9 protein-coding genes are annotated in these 13,158 nt (G+C 46.9%); 5 read left to right on the top strand and 4 right to left on the bottom strand.

The features are described 5' to 3' along the window. Positions 1 to 216: 216 nt before the first annotated feature. The 4 genes from NKT06_RS23025 to NKT06_RS23010 all read left to right on the top strand — a co-directional run bounded on the left by NKT06_RS23025 (position 217) and on the right by NKT06_RS23010 (position 5,092). Positions 217 to 1,005: a collagen-like protein gene (locus NKT06_RS23025; RefSeq protein WP_483311587.1), complete on the top strand. Its 789-nt coding sequence runs from the start codon at positions 217 to 219 to the stop codon at positions 1,003 to 1,005. A gap of 313 nt (positions 1,006 to 1,318) precedes the next feature. Then, positions 1,319 to 1,861 carry a CueP family metal-binding protein gene (locus NKT06_RS23020; protein WP_253439602.1) on the top strand — a complete coding sequence of 181 codons (543 nt, stop codon included), beginning with the start codon at positions 1,319 to 1,321 and terminating at the stop codon, positions 1,859 to 1,861. Between the two features lie 184 nt (positions 1,862 to 2,045). Further along, positions 2,046 to 3,047: an ABC transporter substrate-binding protein gene (locus NKT06_RS23015; protein ID WP_124115888.1), complete on the top strand. Its 1,002-nt coding sequence runs from the start codon at positions 2,046 to 2,048 to the stop codon at positions 3,045 to 3,047. Continuing rightward, positions 3,044 to 5,092, top strand: coding sequence for an iron ABC transporter permease (locus tag NKT06_RS23010; protein ID WP_253439600.1), 2,049 nt, complete (start codon positions 3,044 to 3,046; stop codon positions 5,090 to 5,092). Before NKT06_RS23015 ends, NKT06_RS23010 begins: the two co-directional genes overlap by 4 nt. Positions 5,093 to 5,392: 300 nt before the next feature. On the opposite strand, the gene NKT06_RS23005 is transcribed toward NKT06_RS23010, so the two are convergent. Both NKT06_RS23005 and NKT06_RS23000 read right to left on the bottom strand, forming a co-directional pair. Beyond that, on the bottom strand, positions 5,393 to 6,565 hold the full coding sequence (locus tag NKT06_RS23005; RefSeq protein WP_253439598.1) for an aminotransferase class I/II-fold pyridoxal phosphate-dependent enzyme: 1,173 nt from the start codon (positions 6,563 to 6,565) through the stop codon (positions 5,393 to 5,395). Positions 6,566 to 6,659: 94 nt separating this feature from the next. Then, positions 6,660 to 8,735, bottom strand: coding sequence for a methyl-accepting chemotaxis protein (locus NKT06_RS23000; RefSeq protein WP_253439596.1), 2,076 nt, complete (start codon positions 8,733 to 8,735; stop codon positions 6,660 to 6,662). Between the two features lie 260 nt (positions 8,736 to 8,995). Here NKT06_RS23000 and NKT06_RS22995 point away from each other — a divergent pair, with 260 nt between their 5' ends. Next, positions 8,996 to 10,024 (top strand): leucine-rich repeat domain-containing protein, encoded by a 1,029-nt coding sequence (locus tag NKT06_RS22995; protein ID WP_253439594.1) that lies wholly within the window; start codon positions 8,996 to 8,998, stop codon positions 10,022 to 10,024. A gap of 79 nt (positions 10,025 to 10,103) precedes the next feature. Here the strand turns inward: NKT06_RS22995 and NKT06_RS22990 are convergent, their stop codons facing one another. Next, positions 10,104 to 10,823, bottom strand: coding sequence for an SDR family NAD(P)-dependent oxidoreductase (locus NKT06_RS22990; protein ID WP_253439592.1), 720 nt, complete (start codon positions 10,821 to 10,823; stop codon positions 10,104 to 10,106). A gap of 245 nt (positions 10,824 to 11,068) precedes the next feature. Beyond that, positions 11,069 to 13,132, bottom strand: a complete 2,064-nt coding sequence (locus NKT06_RS22985) for a beta-xylosidase family glycoside hydrolase (protein WP_253439590.1) — start codon at positions 13,130 to 13,132, stop codon at positions 11,069 to 11,071. Positions 13,133 to 13,158: the final 26 nt, after the last annotated feature.

Here is a 13,158-nt window from a genome sequence, read left to right as displayed (position 1 = left end):
AAAAGCCAGTCAAACATCGAGAATATCTCGTGTTCGACTGGCTTTTTTATCTGCATTTTATATTGAAAATGGGTCTATACATTCATGTTATAGACTGGATTCATAGACCAATTTTCTCTTTATGGGCACTAAAATTTTCTAATTTATAGTTCATAGTCTATGCCCCTCGTGATGGATACACATAGTATGGGGAGAAATATCACGGAGGTGAGTTCATTGTTAAATCGTCATGGAAAACGCATTTGTAGACGTAAATTTAAACAAAGCATGCATTGTCGTGTTAAGGTTAAGGTGGTAAAGGTTAGACCTAAGGTTGTCGTTAATGCACCGCAAGGCGCTCAAGGAACTCCTGGACCAATAGGACCGATAGGTCCAAAAGGGGCAACTGGCGCTCAAGGGATACCGGGACCACAAGGACCGATAGGTCTCAGAGGAGCGACCGGTGCTCAAGGGATACCGGGACCACAAGGACTGCAAGGGATTCCAGGTATACAAGGGCCAGTCGGGCCAGCCGGCGCGCTCGGAGCAGTGGGTCCAGTAGGCCCAGTAGGTCCAGCAGGAGCAACAGGAGCAACAGGTCCGGCCGGTCCAGTTGGGGCTGGAATATCCGATTTCCTAAGTGTTTTCCGAGCAGATCCTGGCACAGGTACAGACACAGTACCTGGCAACTCACCCATAACTTTAACCGGGGTTTTGGCTAATGTTGGAGGTGCATTCACATTCGTGCCGCCGTCCTCCACGATAACAATCAATGAAACAGGAAGTTACTTGATCTCTTTTAGCATTCATAATCAGGGCGATGCAGATTTCAACCTCACAGTAAATGGAACGCCCATAACACCTGTGCCTTTCACAGGTAATGGAGGAGGACCTATATCTGCTGAAGTTATTGTTACGGTAACAACGGTTCCGACGACGATCCAGCTGGTAAATGCGAATGCAACTCCTGCACAGTTGCATAACAATCTAAATACCACTATGACCATTCTAAAACTGACTCCTTAATTCCGATTCTCAATATAGTGTATGTCAGCATAAAAATAAAAGTTTATGTGTTTTATCCAGTCAATAAGTCTATTTATTCAAAAAGATAGTCTGAACTAGTAGGCACTGGAGAGTGGCGGAACGATGAAGTGCATAGACTTCACCGCTGCTCTCTGCGTTTCCAGAGTCTTGCCTACCATTCGAACCAATCAACTATGATGCGAAAAGATCTGTACCAATAATGTGATAATCTGGTGAATTGTTTGTTGTATCAGTCCATATTGCTTTGTTCTCCATTATACTTAATAAAAACGGACGAGGAGATGGACTCCAGATGAAAAAACAAATGTGGATCATTGCAAGTGTTGCAATTGTCATTGTAATCGGAACCTACCTGTTTGCAAATAATACGGGCAAGGAAGAGGCAGGTACAGCCAATGCGCCCAATATCAGAAAATTGGTGGAAGATATCAGTACAGGAAAAAAGACACCGGAATCTGCCTCCATTAATGCCAAACAGTTAATCGTCACCGATCAAGATAAACATACGACTACATATGATTTGCCTGAAAAAGAATTTTTCCTGTCCATTGCACCCTACGTGGACCAGACCCATCCCTGTGCAATTCATAGCTTGACTGGTTGTCAGGGGGAAATGAGCAATAAGGAATTCAGCGTTACCATTCACGATTCTCAAGGCAACACGTTTATGAAAGATGAAGTGATTAAATCTGGTGCGAACGGATTTATGGACTTTTGGGTGCCACGAGACAGAACCTATCTGATTCGGATTGTTCGAGATGGAAAGGTTGCAGAAACGCAATTGTCTACATACGAAAATGATAATACGTGCATCACTACGATGCAGTTGAGTTAATGCAGACAGACAAGCAATAGAAGGGGAAGGATGGCCGTTGAGCTATCCTTTTCCTTTTTTTATTTCATAAAAGAGTTGAAATAAGGTACTTTTCATTGACAAAAATTCATTCCTACGGCATAATCCAATAGTGATAATGATAATTGTTATCATATAAATACATACAAACAGGGGAGATCAAGATATGAAAAAAGGGTTAAACGCACTGTTGATCATGCTGGCATTTGTGCTGGTTTTGGCGGGTTGTGGTAAAACCACGACTACAACAGACACAAGTCAAGGTACTAATTCGGGCAGTGCTCCCGCTGAAGAAACAGCAGGTCCTGTTACCGTGAAGCATAAACGTGGAGAGCTTAAGCTGGACAAGCCAGCAGAACGTGTCGTTACACTTGAATGGACATATACGGAAGATGTTGTTGCCCTGGGGGTTCAGCCAGTAGGTAATGCAGATAACGCTAACTATAAAGTGTGGGTAACATCCGAAGCAGCACTGGATGACAGTGTAACGGATATCGGAACACGTGGTGAGCCGAATCTGGAAGCTATTGCTGCATTGAAGCCGGATCTGATCATTGCTAACGCAGATAATAATAATGCGGTCTACGATCAGCTTAATGCTATTGCACCAACCATTGAATTCGATCCGTATGATGGCGATGGCTATAATTATGACAAAATGACAGAGATCTTTAATACCATTGCAACAGCTCTTGGTAAAGAAGACAAGGCTAAGCAAGTTCTTAGTGATCTCGATCAGCACTATGTGGAAGCCAAAGAAAAACTGGCTGCTGCGGGTAAAGAGAACTTCAACTTTGCACTGACACAAGCATTCACGTATCAAAATGCAGTCAGCCTGCGTATGTTTACGGATAATTCGGTTGTTATCGGTACATTGGACAAAATTGGTCTGGTGAACGATTGGAAGCCGGACAAACTGGAAAACTACGGCTTCTCGACAGTAGGAATTGAGTCGTTGACGGCTGTTAAGGACAGTAACTTCATTTATATCACTCAACCAGACGATGACGTTTTTGGCACAGCCATGAAAGATAACTCGGTTTGGAACGGACTGAACTTCGTGAAGGACAAACGCACCTATCAACTGGCCAGCACCACATGGACTTTTGGTGGACCGATCTCCTCCAAAGTATTGGTTGACGGTGTTGTTGAGGCGATTACCAAATGAGTTCGGTTCAAAGATCCAAGCCAACGATGAATTGGCGCACAATAAGCATATATGGGGGCGGTTTAACCGCTCTCATCGTGCTTTTTTTTGTAAGTCTAATTTATGGAGAGGCATCCATTCCTTTGCATGTCGTTTGGGACTCGCTCACAGGCAGACAGGATTCATTAGAGCATAATATGGTCTGGGATTTGCGGATGCCGCGTACGGTGATTGGTATTCTTGCAGGCGGTGCACTGGCTGTTGCAGGTGCTTTGCTTCAGACGATTACTCGTAATCCACTGGCTGCTTCGGATACGCTGGGCATTAATGCAGGAGCGTACTTTGTGGTGGTGTTGGGAGCTATCGCTTTTCCGGGTTTGTTAAGTCAGTCTCCGTTTCTTTTCGCAGCTCTTGGTGGTTTACTGGCAGCGTTTGCAGCTTATTTCATGGGCGGCGGACGAACATCAAGCCCGGTTCGACTGGCATTGTCAGGTATGATTGTATCGATGGTGCTCGGTTCATTTACAAGTGCATTACATATATTTTTCTCCATGGAGACACAAGGGTTATTTCTCTGGGGCTCTGGAACACTTGTCCAGAATGACTGGAGTGGTGTGTCTTATGCGTGGCCTTGGGTAATTGGCATCCTCCTCCTAGCGTTACTCTTGTCCAGACAGTGGGATATGCTGGAGCTGGATGAATCAACGGCTTCTTCTTTGGGGCAAAAGGTTGGTTTGGCTCGTACGGGTGGTTTAATTCTCGCCGTATTGCTGGCTGCAGTCATCGTCAGTGTGATTGGACCGATTGGCTTCGTGGGATTGGTAGCACCCCATCTGGTACGATTGAGTGGTGTACGTTCTAACCGATTACTGTTACCCGGTGTGTTTATATGGGGAGCAGCGCTCCTTGTTGGGGCAGACGTCCTTGCCAAGATGGTGCATAACTCCAGTATGGAGTTGCCAACAGGTGCTGTTATGGCGATCATTGGTGCACCATGGCTCATCTGGCTTGTGCTCGAACGAATGAAGGCTGCGAATGGATCAGGCATGTCCACATCAATGAGCACGGGAGCAACTTCACGTCGCTTTGCATTCGGCCCCGTGGCCGTCTTATTTTCGATCATTACCGTCGGACTTATCTTGCTCAGTACAATGTTTGGCGGGATGCGGATTCCACTGGCTGACCTGTTGCCGAGTCTGTTCCAGTCGGATGGACTGTTCTCCGCCTTGGTTCAGCTTCGGATTCCGCGTACCCTTGTTGCCGCTGGAGCGGGTGCAGCACTGGCCATTAGCGGTGTGCTGATTCAAATGGCGGTTCGTAACCCGCTGGCGGATGCTTCAATTGTGGGTGTCTCCTCTGGTGCAGGTCTCGGAGCGATGATGGTCATTATTTTATGGCCGGGTCTTCCGAGTTACTTGCTGCCGATTGCAGCAATCATCGGTGCCGCCATTGCCGCAGTGGTTGTGTTCTCACTTGCCTGGAAGAAAGGGCTGAACCCGTCTGCAGTGGTGTTGCTGGGGATCGCGATGTCTGCCATTGCCGGAGCAGGTATTCAAATCCTGATTGTACGAGGTGCGGTATACGGTAGCAGTGGATATATCTGGCTGACAGGCAGTACCTATGCTCGTACCTGGGATCAGGTGAAGGTTATCGGATTATTTTTGGTGATTCTGGTACCGGTAGCTTGGTGGCTGGCACGCAGATTCGAACTGCTGGTATTTGACGATAACAGTGCATCCGGACTTGGTCTGGGTGTACGCCGTACACGATTATTAGCCATGGCAGTTGGTGTTTTGCTTGCAGCAGGTGCAGTTGCTTGTGTAGGAACCGTCGGTTTTATTGGTTTGATTGCACCCCATATGGTTCGGTTACTGACAGGAAATAAGTTAAGACGATCCATGTTCCTATCCGCATTAGCGGGTGCAGTCATGCTGGTGCTCGCCGATACTATCGGCAGAACCGTCATGGCACCGACAGAGATTCCATCAGGCATACTCATTGCGATCATTGGAACACCGTATTTCCTGTATCTCATGTATCGTTCTAACTGGCGCAAGTCTGTATAAATGTTGAAACCGGAAGCCTGCTCCCCCGAGCAGGCTTTTGGCTATCACTTGGCAACATTTAGCTACCAGCTTAGAATTCCGTTGAACTGATAACTGATGTTCATCGATAATGGTTTTTCGGACCCTGGAAGGCAAGGCACAACACAAATAGCATCATCCAATGAATATCTGGTCCCGCACCAAATGACAAAATCCCCTCAGGTCTACAAGAAGCAGAGATCACGTTATCAAACGTGAAGCTCATACTCCTTGTAGACCTCGAGGGGATTGATGGTTGAGCGCATGCTAACGATGTTCCTGTTAGCTGGTTTTCAGTATCCCGCTGTGATTAACGGATTCCACAGCTTGCTGCAGTACTTCAACATCCTGAACAAGCGCGAATCGAACGTAACCTTCGCCTGAAGGACCAAAGGCACTGCCTGGGGTTGCAATGACACCCGCATGTGTGACCAGATCCATGGCAAATTGCTCCGAGCTGTCGTAGTGAGCCGGAATGCGACTCCAGACAAACATGGTTGCTTCCGGTTTGGCAATAGGCCAACCGAGTTGGCTGAAGCCATCACAGAGGATGTCTCTGCGATGTTCATATATAGCTCTGACCCGTTCAACCTCGGATTGATCTCCGGTAATGGCAGCAATTGCTGCTTTTTGGATGGGCAGAAACATCCCGTAATCCATATTGGATTTTAGCTTTTTCAGCATGGAAACCATGGTTGTATTGCCCACACAGAATCCGATTCGAGCTCCGGCCAGGCCATAGGTCTTGGATAAGGAATTGAATTCCACACCGACATCCATGGCGCCAGGGAACGCGAGGAAGCTTCCGCATGACTTTCCGTCAAATACGAGTTCACTGTACGCATTATCGTGAAGCACGATAATATCATACTTCTTGGCAAAGGCAATCAGGTCAAGATAGAACTGATCCGGTGCCATCGCGGTTGTTGGATTGTTAGGATAGGAGACCAGCATGAATTTCGCTCGATGGGCGATATCTTCCGGTATATCCTGAAGTTGAATAACATACCCGTTTTCTTCTTTTTGCGGCATATAATACAGTTCAGCACCTGCCAGTAGCGGTCCATCCGCGAAGACGGGATAGCAGGGGTCAGGGACCAGCACGAGATCACCTTCATCTACAATGGAGAGGGATATATGTGCCAACCCTTCCTGTGAACCGAGCAAGGAGCAGATCTGTGATGCCGGGTCCAGCTCGACCTGATAGCGCTGTTTGTACCAATCGCTAGCAGCTTGCAGCAACTCACTCTGATCATTCACTGCATATATATAATTAGCCGGATCGGCTGCGGCCTCGCATAGTGCGGTTATAATATGCTGTGCAGGTGGGATATTTGGCGTACCCACACTGAGATCAATAACCGGTTGTCCGTTCTCCAGTCTGCGGCGCTTGATCTCCAGCAACCGGGTAAAAATTCCTTCGTTGAAATGATCCATTCGTTTGGCAAAGTTCATGATGATGATTCAGCCTCCAATCCTCTTCGTACACATATTCATTAATAATAAATGGACAGCGACGAAAAGAGAAGAGCAGGGTAAAGCTTGTGGATCATGACTTCACTTTAAACTGGCTCAATTCGTCTTGCAGTTTGCCAGATAGCAGGTTCAACTGTTTCGACAGATCAGCTACCTGTTCAATACTATCCAGCTGCTCCTGTGTGCTGGCGCTTACTTCTTCCGTCGATGCCGAGTTCTCCTCTGTGGTGGAAGAAATAATCTCCAGTGCCTGGAATATCTCATCTTTGTGTTTGTGTACATTGGAGGTATTGTTGGTAATCTGCATCATACGCTGCTGCAGATCTTTCAGGTCTCTGTTAATGCTGAAGAATACATGCTTGGTATCTTCCACGGATTTGGCATTTTCCTCCGCAATCTTCATACCGCGCATGGTATGTTCAACCGACAGGGTTGTTTTCTCTTCAATCACATTCACTTTTTTGTTGATTTCCTCTGTTGCCTGAGCGGTCTGTTCTGCAAGTTTGCGGACCTCTTCGGCAACAACGGCAAATCCTCTTCCATGTTCGCCAGCACGTGCGGCCTCAATGGAGGCATTCAAGGCGAGCAGGTTCGTCTGAGAGGCAATCTGTTTGACCGTATCCACAAAACTGGATATTTCATTCCGGCTCAGATCAATCTCCTGAATAATAGAGGACACTGCTTGGGTGGACTGATGATTTTCCTCCGACCATTTCGATAATTGTTCCACGACCGCAAGCCCTTGGCTGCTTTGATCGGCAGATGTCTGTACGACTGATTCCATAGCCTGTGCATCGGTAGCAATTTCATCGATCTGGCTGGACAACGAGCCTGTTTTGCGTAAGATATTTTCCGTTTCGATGGACTGATAATTCGTTGCATTGGCAATCTCGTTAATCGCTGTTGATGTGTCATTCATGGTCACAGCCGTTCGTGAGGAGATGGCTTGCAGATCATTCGACGACTGGTTCAGGATTTGCGCCGAACTGCCAACCATTTGCAGCATGACCTGAATTTTCTGCACCATGGAATTCAAACCTGTGGCGATCTGTCCAATTTCATTATTGGATTTGATATCCAGTATGACGGTGAGGTCACCTTGTTCAATCTGTTTGATCTTGGCCAGCAGTTGTGGTATGGAACGTAACAGACGGCGAAGGGTAATATAACAGATAATCACTAGCAGAAGAGTGGCTGCAGCAAAACCGCCAAGCGTAATCCACGTGAACGTTTTTAATTCACCCAGTACTTCTTTCTCTGTTATCGTCAGACCAACGGACCATCCCGTATCCTTGCTGGTAGCGTAGCCGATATAACGACGTTCCCCATTGTCATTCATAAGCTGTATGCCGTTTTCACCGGCAAGCATTTTCTTGCCGATCTCCCCCATGTCCCCCGTACTGTCCAGGATGTTCTCCTTCAGCACCTTCTCTTGATCAGGATGGTACAGAATTTCCCCGCTCTTGGAGAGCAACATGGAATAGCCCGTGCTACCAAGCGAATAACTCTCCATGATGGCTGGAATATCCTTGAACGCAATATCCGCTGCAGCGAAGCCGATCATGTTATTGTTGTCGTCTTTAATGGGATAAAAGATCCCCATAAGTACGTCGCCTGCTGCAACGTCAATGTACGGATCGGAGAAATAAAGCCCGTCTGCACCGGTAACAGGCTTGTAGTATGGACGTGACTGGATATCAAAATCCGGAGCAGAGACGACACCATCATTTTGAATCCAAAAACCTTTTCCATCCAGACCCGCGACCCAAGCATCGGCAAATGAAGGCTCTGCCTTAACAATTTCAGCCAGTGTCGCCTGTGTTTCAGCAGCGTAGGTTGAACTTGCCGCATCTGCTGCAGATGCTGTTGTTTCTATGTATTGCTTAAATAATGTGTTGGTGGACATTTGTTTGACCAGCGCGCCCTTTTCTTTGAATAGCGCATCAAATTCACTAACAATAGCCTGTGTCTTGGTCTGGAGCATGGATTCCTGCTGTTTCACCAGAATGTTTCGTGTGCTTGCGAACATAAAAGTTCCCAGCACGGAAAAGACGACTACGATGATGACGAGCAGCACAATGGACAACGTATTTGCCATACTGGATGTCCGTGCTCCCTTTTTACCCCACTTATTCAACATGTTCGACATATTCCATCTCCCCAGATGAGTAATAAAAAGCTCAAAACGCCTAAGTTATATGTCGGCATATCCTATAGTTTTATGTAGATTTCTGTCGATTAATATTGAAAGCAACGGGAAGGAAAGGGACTAGAAGATGAGGAAAATGAAAGGAAGGGTTGAAAAGAGGATAGGAATAAAAAAACTGGGTTCAGTGGTGGTTCATCCAGGTCATGTTGTTTATAATGGAATGAATTGGAACTATAGAGGTATAAAAAGGGGGATTATCTGTGAGTGAAGTATGGCACGCTTCGATACAAGGGGCTCCATGGAATGCCGAAAAGATGCACCAGGCGGTGCATCTGTTGCGCCGCAGAGCAACGGTTCATTTTCGTGTTGGCGCGGATACATACGAGGACCTTGCCGAGCTAGATGCTAAAGTGTTCTTTGCCCGCCCGGATCTAATTCTACACATATCGCATGTGGACCCTAAAGGGGGATATTCATCGGGATTTTTGGGGCGACTTGCCCAATTGAAGCATGTGTCTGCCTTGCAGCTTGATCTTTTGCAGGCACAGGATTTGACGATTTTGGGTGCGATGGAGCAACTGCAGTTTCTAAGATTGAATTCACCTGCAAAGGCAACCCGGCTCAATTTTATTGAACATTACAGACAATTGACCTTTCTTGAACTGCGTGGCAAATTCAAAGATTTTGCTTCCATTGCAACATGCCTAAGTCTCAACACCATCATTCTGAACTGCTCTATTGAATCACTCGATGTGTTGGCGGAACTGCCCATGCTTCAATATCTGTCCCTGGATCAAGGTGAGTTAAAAGGGGGATTGAATGCTTTGACAGAGTCGACTATCTCGATGTTGAAGCTAAGCTCTGTTCGCAAGCTGACGAGTGTTCAGGGACTCGAACAGATGCATGGGCTGGAGTATCTGCACCTGTCCTTGCCCAGGCTGGAGCAGTTATGCGACTTTTCCCATATGTCCTCTCTCAGACAGCTCGAACTGGACTATATGAAATCGTTGAGGGATATCGAATATCTATGGACAGCCCGCATGTTGGAGGCCATTGAGCTGAAAGAGATTAATACGGCGCTCAAGGCGGATTCTTTTGCTGGACTGACCGGGCTGGAGCACTTGCGCCAAATCGATTTTCGTTTTATTGATGTTAATAAAGGACGGATTGCAGCAATGCGTGATTTGCTGAACAAGGCTGGAAAGTCTCATTTATTATATGAAAATATCCCTGAGCATGAACGCACGAATTCCATAGGTATTGCGCACTTGTCGCATGTATTAATGTAGACGGTCTTCAGTCCAGCTTATGTATACATAGCGAACCCGCACTGAACGAACCGGTTGTGCGGGCAGATGTCATCGCTATCTAAGTGTTCATATCCGTTAATGCGGGTATGTTGATCTCTTTCACACAGGCCGCTTTGGACAAGCTGATAATACATCGAACGATGGCGACCATATCCTGCAAGGGAATACGGGTCCCGTCATACTCGGCGAGTGCACGTTCCATTCCGTCTTCATAAGGAATTTCTGCCGCCAGTTCTCCCGGGTTAATACATGTCACCGCGATGCGGTCCTCTCTCGTATGCTCTCTTAGAGCTTCCGTAACACCCCGTATGGCAAATTTGGAGGCGACAAATGAAACCTGGCTGCTGCCTGCATTGCTCAGACCGGCTGTTGAACCGATCAGGATGATCTTGCCTGCCTCTGACTGGCGAAGATGAGGCAGTAAAGCCTGTATACATACAATCGTTGAGGTCACATTCACATGAATTAGCTGACTGATATCTGCGGGTTCATCCCGATCAAACGTATAGTGCGCTTCAAATCCTTCCTTCTCCCAGATCCCCACGTTATAAATAAGCACATCCAACGTCTCGCCTTGAAGCTGGCTGGCAATATGCTCCGCGGCTTGAAGCTCGGAAAGATCGGCCTGAATCCATATTCGCTGGACGCCATCCGCCACGGTCAGATTCTCCGGTTTGCTGCGGGAGACCACCCAGACTTTATCACCAGACTGTGGCACACCTCGGACGAATGCATCGCCCAATCCTTTACTTGCACCGAAGACAATTATATTTTTCACATGAAACCCTCCTTACAGATTAGAAATTAATAATATTTACATTAATCTATATCTTACTATAGAGGTGATATATGAAACATGAAGTTTACATGAGGTATGTTTCATCCTTGTCAAGATTCAGGATTTTTGAAGTTAAAAAGTGAATATTCTCATAAGAAATGTACTGAAAAGGACCTGGCTCCACACATGGTGAAGTCCAGGTCCTGATCAATAAGCGAAAAATGAATAACCGATTAAAACTACATTTATTCTACGCGGAAATAATCAAAATCTGCATATCCTCCGGTAGACTTCGTTGCATAATTGAATAGTGCAAACCGGTATCCCATAAAGTGTGGCAGGGTGTAAGACATTTGAAGTGTATTGCCAATGGTTGTCCAGTTGCTGCCATTCAGGCTATAAGCAAAGTAGGCTTTGTCGGTCTGGTTCGTAAAATCACAGATGACGCGTAGATAGATTCTGTTCTGGTTTAATGGCACAGTTGCTACTTCGGTCATGGTGCCGGAACTGGCATTAGCCATAATGATGGATTTGGTGCTGCCTGTCATTTTAACGCCGACAAAACCATATCTGGCCTGAAAAGCAGCGAGTCCGGCATAATCACCGTCCTTCATGCCTGCTGTCTCCATAGCCGTAATCCCCGTACTTTTTGGACCAAAGGTTCGTTGTGTCAGCGTGTTGCGGGCTTCTAACAGGTTTTTGCTGATTTTGCCTGCAGTTATCCGCATGAAACCCGGCCGCTGGAGCAGGGACCAGTTGGCAGCATCGGGGTTATGATTCCACTGCCAGAAAGTAGTGAGACTGGATGTACCGGAAGATGAATTGCTCGTCAGGGAGACGTCATCCACATAAAACGCCATCAGATCATTGGTCGGGTCCGGATTCGAGTTATACGGTGTTTCCACAAAAATAAAGCTTTGAGACAAGTCTGCATTCGACGGAACGGTATACGTACCTTGAATGGTACCCCACTGTCCGCGGGTTAACGTCGCACTGCCCATAATGGTAATTCCGGTATAACTTGCACCGTTCTGGATGCTAAGATTGAACGTTTTGGTTGCAGGACCAGTAGTGTATTTGATCTTTGCCGAAAAAGAATATGTTCCTCCCGGTACCAGCTTCCCTGTAACCATCTGTTTGGCACCGCCTGCTGTCTGCTGTCTGCCGCTGACGAGCAGACTTTTTGTACCGCTGAATGCTTCGGCATTTGTTACGGTGATGTTCGCCGTATTGTTGCTGCTCCACGGCTGAATGCTACTTTCCTCAAAGCCGCCGTTCACTAACAGTTGCGTTACTGAGGGTGTACCTGATGTGGTTGCATTGAACTCATCGGACCCGTAGATTTTGGCAGCAGGCTGACCTTCAACGGGCATATTCATGGTAAGGGGAACCTTGCCGTTCACTCCAAACACAGGCCAGTTATCCGACCACGTCACAGGAACGAGATAGGGGATGCGTCCAATGGCCCCGCTATCACGAAACAGCAAGCCGTACCAAGCGCCGGATGCGGTATCCACGATACCTCCTTGGGCAATGCCCGAGTCTCGTAGTACAACTTTACCTGTGTATGGCCCTGTCAATGTGTTTGCACGATAGGCAAGCTGAATGCGACCATCACCCGAAGGCCAGGCAATCAGGAATACATAGTACATGCCATTGATCTTCTGAATGTGTGCTCCTTCTGCCTTTACAATCATGTTAGAGCCAGCTATACTGCTCGCATTCGGAATCAGGACCTGATTGAGGCCGCCGGACTTGACGGACTTGGCATCAGGTGTCAGCTCAACGATACTGATGTTGTCACTGCCATGAACAAGAAAGGTTCGATTTCCGTCAAACAAAAGGGAGGGGTCATGGTAATAACTGTTCAATGTGTAAGGTGTCCATGGCCCTGTTTCAATATTGCTGGTCTGATAAATATACGTCTTGCCCGTGGAAAGTGAGCCAAAGGTCACATAATATATCCCGTTGTTGTACCGCAAGCTGCTTGCCCAGGAACCGCGTCCATACTCGTTTTGTCCGTTGTTCAGATTTTGTATATCCCCGTTTCCAAGCGTATCATACACATAGTTTACGATGCTCCAGTTGACCAGATCATAAGACTTCATCACAGGTACACCCGGATTCATATGCATCGTTGTGCTGGTCATATAGAAGGCATTGCCCACCCGGATGACATCACTGTCAGGAACATCCGCATAAATGACAGGATTGCTGAACGTTGATGCGGTAGCGGTAGGACTTGTCGTTGAAAACGATGCCACAAGTAACGGAAGAGAGAGCAGAAGTGTACAGATTTTTTTCCACATAACTTGTCCTCCCAAGTCTATCTTGA

It is taken from the genome of Paenibacillus sp. 1781tsa1, from assembly GCF_024159265.1.
Lineage (GTDB): Bacteria > Bacillota > Bacilli > Paenibacillales > Paenibacillaceae > Paenibacillus.
The sequence above is the reverse complement of the archived record's forward strand: the minus strand, read 5'-3'. Positions and strand labels throughout refer to the sequence as shown.

Coding starts and splice junctions, on each gene's coding strand:
- NKT06_RS23010 (WP_253439600.1), top strand. CDS start 3,044: ATGAGTTCGGTTCAAAGATCCAAGCCAACGATGAATTGGCGCACAATA.
- NKT06_RS23015 (WP_124115888.1), top strand. CDS start 2,046: ATGAAAAAAGGGTTAAACGCACTGTTGATCATGCTGGCATTTGTGCTG.
- NKT06_RS23000 (WP_253439596.1), bottom strand. CDS start 8,735: ATGTCGAACATGTTGAATAAGTGGGGTAAAAAGGGAGCACGGACATCC.
- NKT06_RS23005 (WP_253439598.1), bottom strand. CDS start 6,565: ATGAACTTTGCCAAACGAATGGATCATTTCAACGAAGGAATTTTTACC.
- NKT06_RS22985 (WP_253439590.1), bottom strand. CDS start 13,132: ATGTGGAAAAAAATCTGTACACTTCTGCTCTCTCTTCCGTTACTTGTG.
- NKT06_RS23020 (WP_253439602.1), top strand. CDS start 1,319: ATGAAAAAACAAATGTGGATCATTGCAAGTGTTGCAATTGTCATTGTA.